We start from the raw sequence: 18738 nt of genomic DNA, 5'->3' as shown, positions 1-18738 counted from the left end.
AGGGTCCAGAGCTCGCTCGCCTGACCCGGTCACCGGGTGGTTCGCCAACTGGCCGGGTTGGCGGGGTCGGTGCCCCCCGGCTCGCCTCGGTCTGCATGGATGGTGCCGCTCGCCGCTGACGTGGTCACATCTCCACCCTCGGGGGTCGTTCAGTGGTCACATGTGTGACCACTACACGACGGGCTCCGCCAAGCGGGTGTCCCGGACGGTGCGGTCACCGATGGCGGTGCTGTGCACCTTCGGCACCCATGACCTCGGCGAGCTCCACCGGACGGCTCACCATCGGCCAGTGCCACGTCGGCAGCTCGACGTACGTCCAGTCGCCGTCGACCATGTGCGCGAACGCCGGCACGTGCTGTGCCATCTGCTGCAGCTGCTCGACGCCGAAGGTGCACAGCACCCCCGTCCGGGGCAGCTGCTCCCAGGCCCCGGTCAGCGCGACCGGCTGGGTCGCGGTGCGCCAGGGCTGCGGCTGCGAGCCGGCGACGAGCGTGGCGACGGCGGCGTCGTCGACCTCGGGCGCATCGGCGGCCAGGCCAGTCCAGGGCGGCGGCGGGAGTCGCCAGCCGTCGCCCTGCGTCTCGACGAGCCGCTCGTTGGCGGCGCGGGCGTCGGGCCCGTCGAAGTCGGCCTGCGCCGTGCCGTCCGGCAGCGGGCCCGAGTCGACGTACACCAGGCGTGCCACCCGCTCGGGCACGCGGTCGGCCGCGCCGGTCGTCACGAGCGCGCCGTAGCTGTGGCCGACGAGCACGACGTCGTGCAGGTCGTGCTCCTCGAGGATGCGGACGACGTCGTCGACGTGCGTGGTCAGGTCGGTCTCGGGGGAGGCGAGGTGGGCGCGCTCGCCCATGCCGGTGAGGTCGACGGCGTGCACGACGTGCCCGTGCTCGCGCAGGGCGTCGGCGACGGCCTGCCAGACCCAGGCGCCGAGCCAGAAGCCGGGGACGAGGACGTAGGTGGTGGTCATGACTCCGACGCTAGGCTGGATTGTGGACAGAACCCGCCCGGTATCGAGAACGTATGCGGCGCACCTGCCCGCAGGGCGACCGTGAGCCGCCCGACCGCCCGCGTGCTCGCCCTGCTGGAGCTGCTCCAGACCGGCCGTCGGCGCACCGTCGGTGACCTCGCGGACCGGCTGGGCGTCGACGAGCGCACCGTCCGCCGCTACGCCGAGCACCTCGCCGACCTCGGCATCCCCGTCGAGGCGCAGCGCGGCAGGTATGGCGGGTACCGCATCGCACCCGGCCACAAGCTGCCACCGCTGATGCTCACCGACGACGAGGCCGTCGCCGTCGTGCTGGGCCTCACCCTCGCCGAGCGTGCCGGACTCGCGAGCACCGGCCAGGTGGCGACGGCGAGCGCCCTGGCCAAGGTCTCGCGCGTGCTCCCGCGACCCCTGAGCCGGCGGATCGACAGCCTGCTGGCGACCGCGCAGTTCACCGCCCCGGCCCGCTCCGCCGCCCCGACCGGCGCCGACACGCTGCTCGCGCTCGCGGCCGCCGCGCAGGAGCGACGCACGGTCGTCATCGCCTACACGGCGTGGGACGGGCGGGAGTCGCGGCGCGAGCTCGACGTGTACGGGGTCGTCCTGCACGCCGGCCGCTGGTACGTCACGGGCCACGACCACGCCCGGGACGACGTGCGGACCTTCCGCCTGGACCGCATCGCCGCGGTCGACCAGGGCGACGGCTCGTACGTGGTGCCCGCCGACTTCGACGCCGGCACGCAGGTGGTCGCCGGCATCGGGGCGGTGCGGTGGTCGCACGAGGTCACCGTGGTGCTGCGGACCACCCTCGCGGAGGCGCGCGAGCGGCTGCCCCTCAGCGTGGGCCGCCTGAGCGAGCACGAGGACGGGGTCCTGCTGGAGACGCGGGCCGAGCGCCTCGACGGCATGGCCGCCCTGCTCGCTGGGCTCGGCTGGGACTTCGAGGTGGTCGCCCCGGACGCGCTGCGCGACGAGCTCGTCGCTCTGGCCGACCGCCTCCGCGCCGGTGTCGGCAGTTCATCCCCACACCGCTCGTCTCCGTCAGCGAGAGCAGTGGGGTCGCAGCTCTCGCTGACGCCGTCGGCGCTCGCGGCCGACGCCGCTGCTCGGAAACGGCCCTGACCTGGACGGACGTCCACCGCCTTCCACGACGTCGACCACGGCCCGGGCGCCGCGCGTGTGGCGGACGGCCCCTTGACGAATTCTCCCCTTCGCGTAAGTTAGGCGCGCCTCACTTAGGCGAGCCTCACCAACACGCGTCAGCGTGTCCGTCCAGGGGGAGAACCACGCGTGCACGAGCTGCTGTCCGCCGCGAGCGCCGACGCCTACGTCGACGCCATGCGCGGCACCGTCGACCGGGTCGCTGCCCGGTTCCGCATCACCACCCAGCCGTTCTCGGGCGCGAGCCGCGAACAGCTCCAGGCGCTCGTGGACGCCGTCGACCTGGACGGCCCCGGCCGCGGGACGGCCGCGGCGCTGCGCGAGGTCGACGAGCTGTTCGCCCAGCACGCCGTCTGGTTCCACGACCCGGCCTACACCGCGCACCTCAACTGCCCGGTCGCCGTCCCGGCCGTCGCGGCGGAGGCGGTGCTCGCGGCGATCAACCCGAGCGTCGACACGTACGACCAGTCGACCGTCGGCACGCTCATGGAGCGGCGGGTCGTCGCGTGGACCGCCGGGCGCATCGGGTTCCTCGCCGGGGGCGGGGTGTTCACGTCGGGCGGCACGCAGTCCAACCTGCAGGCGCTGCTGCTGGCGCGCGAGCACGCGCTGACCACCGCGCCGGGCGTCGACCCGCGCGACCTCGTCGTGCTGGCGACCGCGTCGAGCCACTTCTCGGTGCAGCGCGCGGTCTACCTGCTGGGCCTCGCGCCCGACGCGGTCCGCCTCGTCCCCGTCGACGAGCGCGGCCGCATGCGTCCCGACGCGCTGCGGATCGCGCTGCGGCACGTCGCGGCCGACGGTCGGCACGCCGCCGCCGTCGTCGCGACGGCCGGGACGACGGACCGCGGGTGCGTCGACCCCCTGGCCGGCATCGCGGACGTGTGCGACGCCGAGGACGTGTGGCTGCACGTCGATGCCGCGTACGGCTGCGGGCTGCTCGTCAGCCGCACCCGCCGGCACCTGCTCGACGGCATCGAGCGGGCCCGCTCGGTGACGGTCGACTTCCACAAAGCGTTCTTCCAGCCCGTGTCGTCCTCGGCGCTGGTCGTGCGGCACGCGGCCGACCTGCGGCTCGTCGCGCACCACCACGACTACCTCAACCCCGCGGGCGAGGACGAGCCCAACCAGGTGGACGTGTCGCTGCAGACTACGCGCCGGTTCGACGCCCTCAAGCTGTGGGCGACGCTGCGCGCGCTGGGGGCCGACCGCATCGGGGAGATGGTCGACGCGACCCTCGACCTGGCGGCCGCCGTCCACACGCTCGTCGACGCCGACCCCGACCTGCGGCTCCTGGCACCGACCGACCTGTCCACCGTCCTGTTCCGCTACCAGCCTGACGGCCTCGACGACGCCCGTGCCGACGCCCTGGTGGCGCAGGTGCGCCGCGTCCTGTTCGGCTCCGGCCGTGCGCTCGTCGCCCGCACGACGCTCGACGGCCGCCCGTGCCTCAAGCTCACGCTGCTGAACCCGGACACGACGGTGGCCGACGTGCGGCACGTCCTGGAGCTCGTCCGGCAGGCGGCCGCGGCGCTGCTCGAGGGCGACGACCTGCTGCGCCCCGACGTGGCGGTGGCGCTGTGAGCGCGACGGCACCCGCCCCGGACGCCCGCGTCCACGACGTCGTCGGGGTGGGCATCGGCCCGTTCAACCTGGGCCTCGCGGCGCTCGCGGCACCGCTCGACCTCGACACCGTCTTCCTCGACCGTGCCGCGGCGTTCCGGTGGCACCCGGGGATGATGCTCGAGGGCGCGACGATCCAGGTGCCCTTCCTCGCGGACCTCGTCACCATGGCCGACCCCACCAGCCCGTACTCGTTCCTCGCGTGGCTGAAGGCCACCGGGCGGCTGTACGCGTTCTACATCCGCGAGAGCTTCTACCCGCTGCGCGCCGAGTACGACGCGTACTGCCGGTGGGTCGCGGACCAGCTCCCCGCCCTGCGGTGGGGGCGGACCGTCACGTCCGTCGAGGTCGACCCGCACGACGCCGACCTGTACGTGGTGCACGCACGCACCGCCGCGGGTGTCGAGTCGTACCGGACGCGGCACGTCGTCCTCGGGGTCGGCACGCAGCCCGTCGTCCCGGTGGCGCTGCGCGGGCTCGACGGGCCGGTCGTGCACTCGGCCGACTACCTGACGCACCGTGGCGCGCTGCGGGCGGCCGCGTCGGTCACCGTCGTCGGCTCGGGCCAGTCCGCGGCCGAGGTGTACCGCGACCTGCTGGAGGCCACCGGCCCGGGCGGGCCGCGCCTGGACTGGGTGACGCGCTCGCCGCGGTTCTTCCCGATGGAGTACACGAAGCTGACGCTGGAGATGACGTCGCCCGAGTACACCGACCACTTCCACGCCCTGCCCGGGGACGTGCGCGACCGCCTCACCCGCGAGCAGCGCCACCTGTACAAGGGCATCAGCGCCGACCTCGTCGACGACATCTACGACGCCCTGTACCGCAAGAGCGCCACCGGCCCGGTGCCCACGACGCTGCTCACCGGCACCGAGGTGCTCGGTGCCACGTGGGACGGCGAGCGGTACACGCTGCGGCTGCGGCACGCGACCGGCGTCGAGCACGAGCGCACCACCGACGCCCTCGTCCTGGCCACCGGCTACGCCGCGCAGGTGCCGGACGTCGTCCTCGGCATCGCGCACCGCCTCGCGTGGGACGATCGCGGACGGCTGGACGTCGCCCGCGACTACTCGGTCGACGGCGGACGAAGGAGGGTCTTCGTGCAGAACGGCGAGGAGCACACGCACGGGCTCACCGCGCCCGACCTGGGCTTCGGCCCGTGGCGGTCGTCCGCGATCCTCGCGGCCGTGTGCGGGCGCGAGATCTACCCGCGTGAGCAGCGGATCGCGTTCCAGGAGTTCGGCGTGCCCACGGGGACGCACCCGGCGCCCGCGGGCACGGTCCGGGCGGCCGGTGCGGTCGCGCTCGCCGACGAGGCGCACCCGTGACGGACTGGCGCACGCAGGCCACCGAGCCGCTGTCCGCGCAGACCGTCCGCGAGGAGGCCTGGAAGCGCATCGGGCCCGTCCGGCTCGACCGCGTCGTCCCGGAGCGTGACGCGCTGACGCTGCACCACTGGCTCACGCACCCCGCGTCGGCGTTCTGGCAGATGACCGAGCTGGGCCTCGACGACGTCCTGGCGTACCAGCAGCGCCTCGCGGAGTCGACGGACGAGCACGCATGGATCGGTCGCGTCGCCGGGCGCCCGCGCTTCATGGTCGAGACGTACGACCCGGCGCGTGTCCTGCTCAAGGGGGTCTACCGCGCGCGGGCGGGTGACGTCGGCATGCACCTGCTCGTCGCACCGCCCGACGGCCCGCGCCTGCACGGCCTCACCGACGCCGTCATGGCCGCGACCATGCGGTTCTGCTTCGGCACGCTGCGCGCGCAGCGCGTCGTCGTCGAGCCCGACGTGCGCAACGCCGCCATCGCCGCCAAGAACGCCGCGGCGGGGTTCCGCGTGGTGCGCGAGATCGACCTGCCCGGCAAGCGTGCCGCGCTGTCGGTGTGCTCCCGCGAGGACTTCGCGAGCAGCCGGCTCGGCGCCCGGACCATCCACGAGGGCCCCCGATGACGCTCACCGACCTGCCCGTCGCCGCGGCCGCCGCGCCGTCGTCGTCCGGCCCGCACCCTGCCCACCGCCCGCCGCACCGCCCGCCGCACCCCGCCGACCACCTGACGCCCGAGCACCTCGACGCGGCCCAGCGCCACCTCGTCACCAAGGCGCTGTCCGAGCTCGCGCACGAGCGCCTGCTCGCACCGGCGCTCGACCGCACCGCCGGCGCCGGGGACGCGTCGCCCGGGGACGAGCGGGCGTACACCGTCGCGCTCGACGCCCCGTCCGGTGCGCGCACCGTCTACCGGTTCCGCGCCCGACGGCTCGCGCTGGAGCACTGGGCGGTCGACCGTGCGAGCCTCACGCGCGAGGTCGACGGGCGGGCCGCCCCGCTCGACGTCCTCGACCTCGTCCTGGAGCTGCAGCCGCTGCTGCGCATCCCCGACGACCTGCTGGCGCTGTACCTGGAGGAGCTGTCGTCGACGCTGGCCAGCGCCGCGTACCGGCGCGCGCACGGCGGCCCGACGAGCGCCGCGCTGCTGCACGCCGACCTGGCCACCGTCGAGCAGGCGATGACCGAGGGGCACCCGTCGTTCGTCGCCAACAACGGCCGCATCGGGTACGGCGTGAGCGAGCACGACGCGTACGCCCCCGAGGCGGGCCGGCCCGTGCGGCTCGTGTGGCTCGCCGTGCGGCGGGCCGTCAGCAACGTCGCGACCGGTGCGGGCCTCACCGAGGACGCGCTGTACCGGCACGAGCTCGACGACGCGACGCTCGACCGCTTCGCGGACCACCTGCGGGGCCTCGGCCTCGACCCCGCCGACTACCGCTACCTGCCCGTGCACCCGTGGCAGTGGGAGCACCGCGTGGCGGTGACGTTCGCGCCGGACGTGGCCCGCCGGGACCTCGTCCTGCTGGGCGAGTCCGACGACACCTACCGCGCGCAGCAGTCGATCCGCACGTTCCTCAACGTCGACCGCCCCGACCGGCACTACGTGAAGACGGCCGTCGCGATCCAGAACATGGGGTTCCTGCGCGGCCTGTCCCCGGCGTACATGCGCGCGACGCCCGCGATCAACGACTGGGTCGCGGACCTCGTGGACACGGACCCCGAGCTCACCGCCTGCGGCGTGCGCGTGCTGCGCGAGCGCGCGTCGATCGGCTACACGGGCGACGTCTACCACCGCACGCCGCGGCCCAACGCGCACCGCAAGATGCTCGCGGCGCTGTGGCGCGAGCAGCCGTTCGCGTTCCTCGCGCCGGGGCAGCGCGCGACGACGATGGCCGCACTGCTGCACCGCGACGCGGCCGGCGACGCCTACGCGACCGCGGCCGTCCGCGCGTCCGGCCTCGACCCGGCCGACTGGTTGCGCGCCTACCTGCGCGTCTACCTGCGCCCGCTCGTGCACTGCCTGCGCGCGCACGACCTGGCGTTCATGCCGCACGGCGAGAACGTGCTGATCGTGTGGCAGGACCACGTGCCCGTCGGCGCGCTGCTCAAGGACATCGGCGAGGAGGTCGCCGTCCTGTCGGACCGTCCGCTGCCGGCCGCGGTCGAGCGCATCCGCGCGGTCGTCGACGACGACGAGAAGGCGCTGGCGATCTTCACCGACGTGCTCGACGGCGTGCTGCGGCACCTCGCCGCGATCCTCGTCACCGACGGCGTGCTCACCGAGGAGCGGTTCTGGGGCGTCGTCGCCGAGACGATCGACGCGCACCACACCGACCACCCGGACCTGCCGTCGGGCGTCGACCTGCGCGCGCCGCGGTTCGCGCACTCGTGCCTCAACCGCCTGCAGCTGCGCAACACGCTGCAGATGGTGGACCTGGCGGACCAGTCGTCGTCCCTCATCTACGCCGGGACGCTGGCCAACCCGGTCGCGCGCGACGGTGGCGCGTGATGGCGTTCGAGGTCTTCCGGGACGACTGGGGCGTGCCGCACGTGCGCGCGTCGGACGAGCCCTCCCTCGCGTACGGGCAGGGCTGGGTGACCGCCCGGGATCGCACGTGGCAGGTGCAGGCCGACCGCTGGCGTGCCGAGGGCCGGCTCGCCGAGCACGTCGGTGACGGCGGCATCGCGTGGGACGTCGTCGCGCAGCGCCTGCGGCTGCCGGACCTGGCGCAGCGCGCGTACGCCGCGCTCGGTGACGAGGACCGCGCGTGGGTCGACGCGTACACGGCCGGGGTCAACGCCGGGCTGGCGTCGGCGCCGCGGCCGGTCGAGGTCGACGAGCTCGACCGGGTGCTGGGCGGCACCACGCCCGACGACCCGTGGCCCGCGTGGGCGCCGCTGGGGGTCTTCCTCGTCAACCACGCGCTGTTCTCGACGTTCCCGCGCGTGCTGTGGCACGACCACCTGGTGCGCGCCGCCCGGTACTCCGGTCACGCCGGGCTCGCCGACGTCGACCCCCTGGACCTCGTGCGGCTGTTCGACCCCGCCGCCGACGGGCCGACCAGCGGGTCCAACGCGTGGGCGCTGCACGGCTCGCGCACCGGGACGGGTGCGCCGCTGCTCGCGGGTGACCCGCACCGCGTCCTGGAGCTGCCCGGCCCCTACCAGCAGATCCGCCTCGCGTGCCCCGAGTACGACGTCCTCGGGCTCGCGTTCCCCGGCGTCCCCGGGCTGCCGCACTTCGGTCACACCGGCACGGCCGCGTGGGGCATCACCAACGCCGCCGCGCACGCCGCCGAGCTGTACCGCGAGCTGCTGCTGCGCGACGACGACGGGTGGCAGGCGTTCGGCCCGCACGGCATGGAGCGCGTCACCTCCCACACCGTGCACGTGCGGGTGCGCGGCGGGGAGCCGCTGACCGTCGACGTCCTGGAGACCGCGCGCGGACCCGTCGTGGTGCGCGGCATGCCGGCGGGACGTCCCGTCGACCAGGACGGCGTCGTCACCGGGGCACTGCCACGCGCCGGGCTCGAGGAGGCGCGGTCCGTGCGGCTGCAGGCGCACGTCGACGCGGACCTCGGGTTCGCGTGCCTGCGCCCGCTGCTGCGCGCCCGCACCGCGCACGACGTCGCCGCCGCGCTCACCGGCTGGGTCGACCCCGTCAACCGCGTCCTGGCCGCCGACTCGACGGGGACGGTGCTGACGTTCGACGCGGGCCGCGTGGCCGACCGCGCGCCGGACGACCGCCTGCTGTCGCTGCGCGCGTGGGACCCCGCGCACACACCCCGCCCGTGGCGCGCCCTGGCCGCGCCGCGCGAGGTCACGGACGTCGCCGTCGACGCGAACGAGCGCCCCGCCGCCGCGGACCGCGACCACGGCAGCGTCTACGCACCGGACCGCGCGGCGCGCATCACCGACCTGCTCGCCGGGCGTGCGGTGTGGCGCGTCGGCGACCTGGGCGACGTCCACGGCGACACGCACTGGGCGGGGGCCGGACGGCTGCTGCGGCACGTCGCGGGTCTCGACGGCCTGACCCCGGCGGCCGAGGCGGTCCGTGACGAGCTGCTGGCGTGGGACCTGCACATGGACGCGGAGTCCCCGCAGGCCGCGCTGCTCGCCGACCTGCGCGCCGTGCTGGTCGCCCGCCTCGTCGAGGAGCCGGCCGTCAGCGCGCTCGGTGCCTCGCACTTCGCCGGCCCGGCGTTCGACGCGTGGTTCAGCCTGCGCGCGCGGGTCGGGGCGGCGCTGCCCGCGCTGCTCGGACGCGCCGACCTGGGCATCGACGGGCCCGCGCACGTGCGGGCCGCGCTGGAGGAGGTCACCGCGCTCGCGGACGGCGGCACCTGGGGAGCGCGGCACACCGTGCTCCCGGCCCACCTGCTGGCGGACGTCCCGGGGGCGGCCGTGCCCGTCGTCCCGGCGCTGCCGCTCGGCGGCGACCAGGACACCGTGCGCTGCACCGGGACGGTCCCCGGCGTGACCGACGGCGCGTTCCGCGGGTCGGTGGCCCGGTGGGTGTGGGACCTGCAGGACCGGTCGCGTAGCCGCTGGGGCGTGCCGTTCGGCAGCAGCGGCGACCCGCGCAGCCCGCACTTCGCGGACCAGCACGCGACGTGGGCGGTGGCGGGGACCGTCGAGGTCGTGACCGACTGGGCGCGGCTGACCCCTGAGTCGTTGGGCGAGGGGGAGTGAGCCCCGTGACGGGCGCGGTGGGCCTGACGGCGGTGTGGGCCGGGCTCCCCGGAGGGTCCGTGCTCGACGAGCGGCCCGTCGACGGCGTCGGCGTGCTCACCACCGCGGTGCTCGACCTCGACGCGGACGTCCCGACGCTGCACGCGTGGTGCACGGCCCGCGGCACGGCGTTCTGGGGGCTGGGCGGGCTGACGGTCGACGAGCTGCGGGACACCTACGCGGTGGTGGACGCGACGGCGCACCACCACGCGCTGCTCGTGCGGATCGACGGCGTGCCCGTCGCGCTCGTGCAGGCGTACGAGCCCGCGCACGACCCCGTCGGGGAGGTCTACGACGTGCAGCCCGGCGACCTGGGCGCGCACGTGCTCGTCGGTGCCCGGCCCCCACGCGCGGTCGCGGGCTACACCGCGCGGCTGCTGCGCGCGATGTGCCAGGTGCTGGCGGACCGCACGGGCGCGACGCGGATCGTCGGCGAGCCCGACGCCCGCAACACGGCCCTGCTGCGCGTGGTCGAACGGATCGGCTTCACCCTCGGCCCCGAGGTCGACCTGCCGACCAAGCGCGCCCGGCTCACGTTCTACGACGTCACGCCGTCCATCTGACCCGCCCCGCACCCCCGCCGCCCCGCCCGCCGCCCGCCCCGCCCGCCGCCCGCCACCCCCGCCCGCGCCCCCCGCCGAGCGCGGTACCCGACCGCCGAGCGCGGTACCCGACCGCCGAGCGCGGTACCCGACCGCCGAGCGCGGTACGAACGAGTACCGCGCTCGACGGGTGAGTACCGCGCTCGAGGGGCGGGTGCGGCCGCTAACCGACGACCGCCTGCGCGAGTGCGACCACTTCGTCCGCGAGGCGGGGCCCGAACCAGATCGCGTCGTTGTGCCCGGCTCCGGGCACCGCCACCTCGCCCTGCAGGTTGCCCACACGCGCCGCGAGCTCCGCCGAGAGCCGCGACGGCACGACGTCGTCGGCGGTGCCGTACAGCACGCGCACCGGGACGTCGCTGTCCGCCAGGTGCTCGGCGCTCGGGAAGCGGTCGCGCAGGATCAGCCCGACGGGCAGGAACGGGTACTGCGCACGCCCGACGTCCACGAGCGACGTGAACGGGGACCGCAGCAGCAGACCGGCGGGCGGGTCCGTCGTGGCCAGCCGCGCCGCCACGCCGGTGCCGATCGACTCCGCGACGTACAGCGTCCGCGTCGGCTCGAAGCCCTCGTCGCGCAGCGCTGCGGCAGCGGCCCGGGCGTCGCTGGCCAGGCCCTGCTCGCTGGGCCGCCCGAGGTTGCCGCCGTACCCGCGGTACTCCAGCAGCAGCACCGTGAACCCTCGGGCGGCGATCTGCTGCGCGACACCGAGTCGACCCAGCCGGTTGCCGCCGTTGCCCGGCAGGTACAGGACGGCGACCTCCCGGTCCTCACCCGCGGGCGGCACGAGCCACGCCGCCAGGTCCAGGCCGTCATCGGTCCGCAGCACGAGGTCACGTGCGCCGGGCACGCGGTCGGCGACCGTGCCGGCGTCGGCCCGGTCCGGGAAGTAGATGAGCGCGCGCTGCAGCACGGTGACCAGTGTGACGACGAGCGCGACGACGGCGAGCACCGCGAGGAGCGCGCATCCCGGACGCCGGCCCATCTCGGCCGACCTCCGACGTCGACCCACGCGGCTCACGACGGCCTCCCTCGATCGGCGGCGACGGGTTCGACGCTAGCGCGCTGGAGCGGTGTGCCCGGGTGAAATCGCGTCGAAGCGACCGCGGGAAAGTGCCGATGTCAGCGGTTGGCGGCTGATGGCCCAGGAGAGATCGCCTTGAGGTAGAGGCTCCTGTCGCGGGCCTCAGTCGCACGCCCCACAGTTCTGCGGGTCGTCGATGGGCTGGCCCTCGCGGGTCCTGTGCCAGGCGGCGCCCTCGATGGCGGCCTGCTGCAGCAGGCGGTTGCCCTCAGCGCCGAGGGCCGCGTCGGCGAGCTGCCGCGCCGCGGCATCGGCGGCTTCGGCGGTCGATCCGCACGCGGTGAACTGTCGGCCGTTCCACGACGACCCGCTGCGGGCCATGAGGGCGTTGATGTCGGCGACGTGCTTGCGTTCGTGCGCAGCGATGCGGTTCTCCCAGTCGCAGATCGTCTGCTGGCAGGCCGCCGAGGCGCCGGGCGGCACGGGCCACGTCAGACCCGACGAGGTCGTCGCTGCGGCAAAGGTCACGCTCTCGAGAGTCCAGGTGACGCACTGCTCGGTGCGGCTGGGGCCGCAGATCTGGTCGAAGCACCCGAGGGACACCCGGCACTCGGCCAGGCACACCGACGGTTCGTCGTACTCCTTGCCGTTGCAGCCGCAGATCACGTAGTTCTTCAGGCGCGTGGCGCGGGCGAAGCCGTAGGCGAAGGTCGGGTTGCGGACGAGCGTCCACCCGGCGTAGTCGGGGTGTGCGTTCCCGTCGGTGTCCGTGACACCGACGGTCTCGCGGTAGTTCGTGACCGACGCGCACGTGCCGGGGCCCGCCACGTTGACGGGGTCCGCCGCGATTCCCGACGCGTCCCGGACGCAATGGGACGACGACGGCGCTGCCGTCGAGGTCGGCCCGGGAGGCCGCGAGCGGGTGCAGGCAGCGAGTACCGCGACAAGGGCGCCACCGAGCATGACCCGTCGACCGATGCCGTCCGCCGAAGCCCCCCGGATGTCCGAGGTGGACGCCGTCGTCCCGGCACCGAGCTCTGCAAGGACTGCGTCGAGGCCGACGGCGACCCGCCGGCCGCCGTCGGCGGAGGTCCGTACGGCCGTGGGGAAGGCGTCCACCTGATGCGATCGTCGACGTGAGGCATCGGGGTCGTCCACGATGGTCAGCCAGGCCGGAAGCTCCCACGCCTCGCTCTGGTGCGGCAGGACGAGGACGGCGTCCTGCGCGCCCGGCGGCGGCGACACCGATGCAAGCGATCGGAGCAGGCGCCGGCAGGCCGGGCACTGCTCGGAGGCGAAGATCAGCAGGGACGACTCCGCGGCTGTCGCGGACGACGACGATGCGGTGGCGGAAGAAGTGCTCCGGCCGACGTCGAACGCGATCGTCGCCACCACCGCCGCCATGGAGAGGACGATCAGCGACGTCGCGGCCTGGTGGCTCGTGATGAGAGCGGCCGAGGCGAGGAGGAGGATCGCGACGTTCCTCGTGACGTCCGCGCCCCCGACCGTCCGGGTCCGTCCGAAGCACGCGCACGTGAACGTCCGTCGGGTGAGGACCGGGGCGGTGACAAGACCGGCGAAGGCGGACGCCAGGAGGACCGCCACGACTGCGGCCCAGGCTCGGGTCGTCGGGACGAGCAGCGCGACGCCGGTCGCCAGTTCGACCACGGGCAGGCCGCGCCGGAGCGCGGCCCGAGCACGGTCCCCGTGCTGAAGTCGATCTACCATCACGGCGAACGCGTCCGGGTGCCTCAGTTTCGCGGCGCCCGCCCACACGAGCACGGCCGCGACGGGTGCATGGGCGAGCCCGAGCAGCGCGGACTGGTCGGCCATGGCGGCTCCACCGGGCGCTCGGACGCCAGTGTGACGGCCCCCATGGCACGCGACGTGCCCGCGTCGGGTCTGTCCGGAGAGCCGATCCGAGACCGCCATGGTGCTCCCGCAGCCATGCGGTGGGCAAGCCGTTCGACGACTCTTGACGACCGATTTCCTGAGGAGGATGGTGAAATGCGCACCGCGAGTCCGCGGCGCACGGCGCCGCGTTCGCGCGGCGACGCGCATCTCGCCAGGGGGTTGCCATGGAGCGGGACGAGGAATCACGCGAGCTTTCGCGGCGCGTCAAGGAGGAGGCGGGGCGTCAGCCGGTCGCTATCGAGGTAACCGAAGAACAGTTGGAGGCGCTGCGCTCGCTCTGGGACTCGGGCGACCCGACGCGCGCAGCACACATCACCTTCACCGTGAAGGACCGCACGGTCGGCGAGATGGCGGTCGCCGGGTACCGGTACCGCGGTGACACCTGCTGCGCATGACGACGCATCAGCGTCCCGGCCACGGCAGGATCAGCCAGCGGACGTGCGTCGCGCCACGTGCCTGATCGGGTGGTTGGGCGACGCTGGCGAACTGGTGCTGGAGAACTACCTCACCGGTCGCCGTAGCGCGGTCGATGCGCGCGTCATCCCGCCGTTGCAGTCGCTGACGGACGCCACACCGTGGCCCCGGGCGGTCGAGCGGTTCCGTGGTCTCCAGGACCTGCTGACCCAGCTGCTCGAGCAGCACGTCGTTCTACCGGTCGGGGGCCGGCTGGACCGTGACGAGAGCGCCGTCCTGGACGCATGGCCGTGGGACCGCGACGCCCACTACTTCCACTGGTCGACGCGACGGACCGCCTTCACCTTCGATGTGTCGGACGAGCGCCGGATGCTGCTCGAGCGTGCACGGACGACGCCGCAACCACCCGCCTATACGTACTACGCCGGCCGTCCGGAGACCGTGCTGCCGCCGGCCGAGCCGAACGACACAACCTTGGCGAACGCACTGTCGGGACGTCGAACGCGGCGGGACTTTGCGTCACAGCCCATGTCGCTGCAGGACCTGGCCACCGTACTGGGAGTCACCTGGGGCGTCTCATCCCTGCGGTCGGACCCGGGCGTGGGAGTCGTGGCGCTGAAGACGTCGCCGTCGGGCGGAGCGCGTCACCCGACCGAGGCCTACTGCCTCCCGCTGCGCGTGACGGGACTGGAGCGGGGCGTCTACCACTACTGCGCAGGCCGCCATTCGCTGAGCCTCATCTCGCGCGGCGTCGATGAGGACATCGCGCTCGCCGCCCTGGCCGGCCAGTCATGGGCGCTCGACGCCGCGGCGGTGTTCTTCATGACGTCGGTGACCCGGCGCAGTGCGTGGAAGTACAGGCAGTCGCACGCCTATCGGGTCGTCCTCCTCGACGCAGGCCACCTGGGTCAGACCTTCCACCTCGTGTGCACCGCGCTCGGGCTGGGGCCGTGGACGTCCGCGGCGCTCGACGAGACGCAGGCCGAGCGGCTCCTCGCGCTCAAGGATCGGTCGGAGATCGTCGTGTACACGGCCGCCTGCGGCACGGCGCGGGGGTGAAGAGCTCTGGAGCTGCGAGCGAGACCGGCCGGGATCGCGCTCGACGAAGGCGGGTACCGGGTCGACGCGATGACTGCGGCGGCGGCAGCGGCCGCCCACCGGCCGCCGTGCCGCACGGGCCACATCCCAGGAGGTCGTCGAACCCGCCGCCACCCGGGGCCCGATGAGCGGCGTCTCCATGACCGCCCAGAGCAGACGATCGGCGCCGCATCTCGACGTCAGCGACGCGCAGAGGCGAATCCACCACCGGTCGCGAATCGACGCGAGCGTCCTGCATCGATGCACGCGGAAGGATGTTTCGGATGCGAATCCTGCGGGTACTGGCGTCCGCGCCGGCGTCGCCGACGTCATGACCCAGAACATCGAGCCGCCTTGGCGGGACTCGGTCGTGCTCGGCCGTACCAGTCTTCGGTGAGGTGGATGATGCGGGCGCGGATGCTTGCGACGTCGTCCGCTCTGGTCGCGTGTCGCCGCAGCACCCTCAGGTGACCTCGCCGTCCCACCACGCCAGGACGCGGGCGGCGTGGAACGTCAGCCACCGGGACGGCTCGCCCGGCGGCACGTCGACCTCGAACCACGCGCGCCCCGGCAGCCGGTGCTCCTGCAGCCACGTGCCGTCGGGCTGCCGGGCGGCGCGCACGGTCTCGACCGCCTCGGCCAGACGCGGGTCGGGCGCGGTGCCGTCGTGCAGCGCCGCGGCGCGGAAGTGGTCGAGCGCGTTCAGCGTGCTGAACCGCCAGCGGAACGGGTACGAGAACACCGTCACCCACGGGCCGAGCGGCTCGCCGTCGGTCACGCGGCGCAGCAGCCGGCGCTCGAGCAGGTACTCCTCACCGGCGTGCCGGGCGGCGCGCAGCGCGTCGGAGCCGGTCGCGGCCTCGTACGACAGCAGGCCCTTCACGGTGTTGAGGGTCGAGTGCACCGACGAGCGCGTGGACCCCTCCACCCACTCGCAGTTCCAGCCGCCGTCGGGCAGCCGGTGCTCGGGGAACCAGGCCGCGAGCCCGGTGACGTCCGCGCCGAGCCACGCGCCGTTCGCGAGCGTGAAGGCGTTGATGCAGCAGTCGACCTCACCGACCCAGTACGGCTCGTCGTTGTACTCCCAGCGGCTGTTGGCCTGCAGCTTGTCGGCCGTGCCCGCGAGCGCGCCGGCGTCGAGCCCCCAGTCGCGCAGCGCGTTGAGGGTCCACGTCGTCGCCGTCCACGGCTGACCCGCGCCGGGCTGCGCCTCGGGCCCCTCGAAGTCGAACCCGCGCGGGAAGTACGCGCCGCCCGCCCACTGGCCGTCGTCGTCCTGCAGCGCGAGCAGCCGCGCGCCGAACCCCTCGGTCGCCACGCGCGCCCGGGTCGCCCGCCAGACCTCCGCGGGCGCACCGACGAGGTCACGCTCGACCTGCCACCGCAGCGCGGGATCGGAGTCGAGCAGCCAGTCGAGCAGGGCGCGGTCGAGGGCCATGCCCCACGGTAGCGACGGCGTCCTCCCGACCGGAAGTGGTCACATCGGCCCGGCGGAGGGCGCGAAGTGGTCGGATGTGCGACCACTTCCGGGGTGGGGGCGGTGGATCAGCCCCGGTCCGCCAGGCGGTCGCGGAGGAGGACGGCGATGTCCGCCACCTCCGGCACGCCCACCTGCGGGCGGGCAGGGACGGTGGCGGGTCGGCGGGGGCCGGCGGGCTCCTGCGTGCCCGTCGCCGCGGCGTCGGGGGTCCGGTGGGTGCCGCCGTCGTCCGGCGTCGTCCCGTCCGCCGCGTCGCTCGCGTCCGTCGCCTGGCTCGCCTCCGCCGACGCCCGTGCGTGCGCCGCGACCCCGTCGCTCAGCATCACCGTGCAGAACGGGCACGCGGTGGCGATCGCGCTCGCGCCCGTCGCGACGGCCTCGGCGGCGCGGACCGTGCCGATGCGCTCGCCGATCGTCTCCTCCATCCACATGCGCGCCCCGCCGGCACCGCAGCAGAAGGACGTCTCGCGGTTGCGCGGCATCTCGGCGAGCGTGACGCCGGCCGCGGCAAGCAGCTCACGCGGCGGCTCGTAGACCTGGTTGTGGCGGCCCAGGTAGCACGGGTCGTGGTACGTGACCGTCGCGCCCGAGCCGTCGTCGCCGACGCCCGGGGCGAACCGCAGGCGCCCCTCGCCCACGAGCGTGTCGAGCAGCTGCGTGTGGTGCACGACCTCGTAGCGCCCGCCCATCGCGGGGTACTCGCGCGACAGCGTGTTGAAGCAGTGCGCGCACGTGACGACGATGCGCTGCGCGCCGACCTCGTTGAGGGTCTCGACGTTCTGCGCGGCGAGCATCTGGTAGAGCGCCTCGTTGCCCGCGCGGCGGGCGGGGTCGCCCGTGCACGTCTCGCCGTCGCCCAGCACCGCGAACGTGACACCCGCGGCGTGCAGCAGCTCGGCCACCGCGCGCGTCGTCTTCTTGGCGCGGTCCTCGAACGCACCGGCGCAGCCCACCCAGAACAGCCAGTCGACGTCTGCGGCGGACTCGACGTCGACGCCCATGACCGGCACGTCGAACTCCAGGCCCTTGGCCCAGTCGAGGCGCTGGCGAGCGGGCAGGCCCCACGGGTTGCCGCGCCGCTCCATCTTGGTGAACGTGCCGCCCAGCTCCGCCGGGAACGCCGACTCCATGAGCGTCTGGTAGCGCCGGATGTCGACGATCGTGTCGACGTGCTCGATGTCGACGGGGCACTGCTGCACGCACGCGCCGCACGTCGTGCACGCCCACAGGACGTCGGGGTCGATGACGCCGGACGCGACCAGGTCGACGCCCAGGTGCGGGTCGGCCTGGGCCTCGGGCGACGCACCCGCCGCGCGGGCCGCCTGCACGTACGGCGCGGTGGCCGCGGCCTGGTCGCGCAGCGCGAGCATCACGAGCTTCGGGCTCAGGGGCTTGCCCGTCGCCCACGCGGGGCACTGGTCCTGGCAGCGTCCGCACTCGGTGCACGTCGCGGCGTCGAGCAGGCCCTTCCACGGCAGGTCCTCGACCGCGCCGACGCCCAGGCGGACGTCCTCGGGCAGGTCGTCGACCGCCGTCAGGTCCAGCGGCTCACCGGCGGCGTCGCGCAGCGGGACGAGCGCCCCCAGCGCGGGCGCGCCGTCCGGCTCCCGGCGGGCGTACACGTTGACGACCGCGAGGAACCGGTGCCACGCCACACCCATCGTCGGCAGCATCCCGACGACCACGAACCACGCCATCGACACCAGGATCTTCACCAGCGCCACGACGACCACGGCCGTCGCGAGCGTCCCGGGGTCCACAGCGGTCCACGCCGCCCCGAACCACGCCGTCAGCGGGAAGTGCAGCGCCGTCGCCCACGCCTCGCCGTCCTGCACCCCGAGCGCGTACTCCAGCCCGCGCAGCACCAGCACCGCGACGACGATCAGCAGGATCGTGGCCTCGACGACGTACGCCCACACCTGGTTGGACCCGAAGAACCGGGACCGCCGCTGCGCGACCTCCGGCTCGTCCGCGCGCGGGCGCACGCGCTGCCGCAGCACGATCAGGTACCCGATGCCCAGCAGCCCCAGCCACGCGAACGCCTCGACCGCCCACTCCAGCGGCAGCCAGTGCCCGACGAGCGGCAGCCCGTACCGCGGGTCGACGAGCTGCCCGTACCCCGTCAGCAGGGTGACGAACAGCACGGGGAACGACACCATGACGACCCAGTGCGCCGCCCGCACGGCCGGACGCTGCTGGAACCGCCCGTGGCCGAGCACCTCGCGCACCAGCGTCGCGAGGCGTGGCCCGACGGGCGCCCAGCGTCCCGGCAGCGGACGGCCCGTGCGCACGGTCCGCACGATGGCGACGACGCCCCGGGCGAACACCGCCACGCCGACCACCGTCGCCACTGCCGCCAGCACGACCGCCACCACCTGCAACGCGTCCACGCGGCCAAC

At 74.5% G+C, this 18738-nt stretch carries 14 protein-coding genes; 9 read left to right on the top strand and 5 right to left on the bottom strand.

What is annotated here, in order from left to right:
• Positions 1–214: 214 nt before the first annotated feature.
• A complete protein-coding gene (locus IR158_RS13615; protein WP_291813901.1) occupies positions 215–967 on the bottom strand; it encodes an alpha/beta hydrolase in 753 nt (250 codons plus the stop codon).
• An 81-nt stretch (positions 968–1048) separates the two neighbouring features.
• On the opposite strand from IR158_RS13615, the gene IR158_RS13610 reads away from it, so the two are divergent.
• The 7 genes from IR158_RS13610 (at position 1049) to IR158_RS13585 (ending at position 10391) form a co-directional block, all read left to right on the top strand.
• Positions 1049–2107 carry a YafY family protein gene (locus IR158_RS13610; RefSeq protein WP_291813899.1) on the top strand — a complete coding sequence of 353 codons (1059 nt, stop codon included), beginning with the start codon at positions 1049–1051 and terminating at the stop codon, positions 2105–2107.
• 168 nt (positions 2108–2275) lie between these two features.
• On the top strand, positions 2276–3730 hold the full coding sequence (locus tag IR158_RS13605) for a pyridoxal-dependent decarboxylase (RefSeq protein WP_291813897.1): 1455 nt from the start codon (positions 2276–2278) through the stop codon (positions 3728–3730).
• Positions 3727–5097, top strand: a complete 1371-nt coding sequence (locus IR158_RS13600) for a SidA/IucD/PvdA family monooxygenase (protein WP_291813895.1) — start codon at positions 3727–3729, stop codon at positions 5095–5097. The genes IR158_RS13605 and IR158_RS13600 overlap by 4 nt, the downstream gene beginning before the upstream one ends.
• Entirely contained in the window at positions 5094–5723 is a 630-nt protein-coding gene (locus IR158_RS19370) for a GNAT family N-acetyltransferase (RefSeq protein WP_366928444.1), read from the top strand. The genes IR158_RS13600 and IR158_RS19370 overlap by 4 nt, the downstream gene beginning before the upstream one ends.
• The gene (locus IR158_RS13595; protein ID WP_366928443.1) at positions 5720–7606 is read left to right on the top strand and encodes an IucA/IucC family protein; all 1887 of its coding nucleotides are present in this window, start codon (positions 5720–5722) and stop codon (positions 7604–7606) included. The genes IR158_RS19370 and IR158_RS13595 overlap by 4 nt, the downstream gene beginning before the upstream one ends.
• Complete coding sequence (locus IR158_RS13590; RefSeq protein ID WP_291813892.1) at positions 7606–9789, top strand: penicillin acylase family protein; 2184 nt, start codon at positions 7606–7608, stop codon at positions 9787–9789. The genes IR158_RS13595 and IR158_RS13590 overlap by 1 nt, the downstream gene beginning before the upstream one ends.
• Positions 9786–10391: a GNAT family N-acetyltransferase gene (locus tag IR158_RS13585; protein WP_291813890.1), complete on the top strand. Its 606-nt coding sequence runs from the start codon at positions 9786–9788 to the stop codon at positions 10389–10391. Before IR158_RS13590 ends, IR158_RS13585 begins: the two co-directional genes overlap by 4 nt.
• Before the next feature lie 202 nt (positions 10392–10593).
• Here the strand turns inward: IR158_RS13585 and IR158_RS13580 are convergent, their stop codons facing one another.
• Together IR158_RS13580 and IR158_RS13575 are read right to left on the bottom strand one after the other, a co-directional pair.
• Positions 10594–11451, bottom strand: a complete 858-nt coding sequence (locus IR158_RS13580; protein WP_291813888.1) for an alpha/beta hydrolase — start codon at positions 11449–11451, stop codon at positions 10594–10596.
• 165 nt (positions 11452–11616) lie between these two features.
• Positions 11617–13515 carry a MauE/DoxX family redox-associated membrane protein gene (locus tag IR158_RS13575; protein ID WP_291813887.1) on the bottom strand — a complete coding sequence of 633 codons (1899 nt, stop codon included), beginning with the start codon at positions 13513–13515 and terminating at the stop codon, positions 11617–11619.
• 17 nt (positions 13516–13532) lie between these two features.
• On the opposite strand from IR158_RS13575, the gene IR158_RS13570 reads away from it, so the two are divergent.
• Together IR158_RS13570 and IR158_RS13565 are read left to right on the top strand one after the other, a co-directional pair.
• The gene (locus IR158_RS13570; protein WP_291813885.1) at positions 13533–13763 is read left to right on the top strand and encodes a hypothetical protein; all 231 of its coding nucleotides are present in this window, start codon (positions 13533–13535) and stop codon (positions 13761–13763) included.
• Positions 13744–14841: a SagB/ThcOx family dehydrogenase gene (locus IR158_RS13565; RefSeq protein ID WP_291813882.1), complete on the top strand. Its 1098-nt coding sequence runs from the start codon at positions 13744–13746 to the stop codon at positions 14839–14841. The genes IR158_RS13570 and IR158_RS13565 overlap by 20 nt, the downstream gene beginning before the upstream one ends.
• Positions 14842–15322: 481 nt before the next feature.
• Here the strand turns inward: IR158_RS13565 and IR158_RS13560 are convergent, their stop codons facing one another.
• Positions 15323–16297 (bottom strand): squalene cyclase, encoded by a 975-nt coding sequence (locus IR158_RS13560; RefSeq protein WP_291813879.1) that lies wholly within the window; start codon positions 16295–16297, stop codon positions 15323–15325.
• 107 nt (positions 16298–16404) lie between these two features.
• A complete protein-coding gene (locus tag IR158_RS13555) occupies positions 16405–18729 on the bottom strand; it encodes a (Fe-S)-binding protein (protein WP_291813876.1) in 2325 nt (774 codons plus the stop codon).
• Between the last annotated feature and the right edge of the window lie 9 nt (positions 18730–18738).

This window comes from Cellulomonas sp. (genome assembly GCF_015234515.1).
In the GTDB taxonomy this organism is placed as follows: domain Bacteria; phylum Actinomycetota; class Actinomycetes; order Actinomycetales; family Cellulomonadaceae; genus Cellulomonas.
Note: the sequence above shows the minus strand (reverse complement) of the source record. Positions and strands in the feature narration are given on the sequence as shown.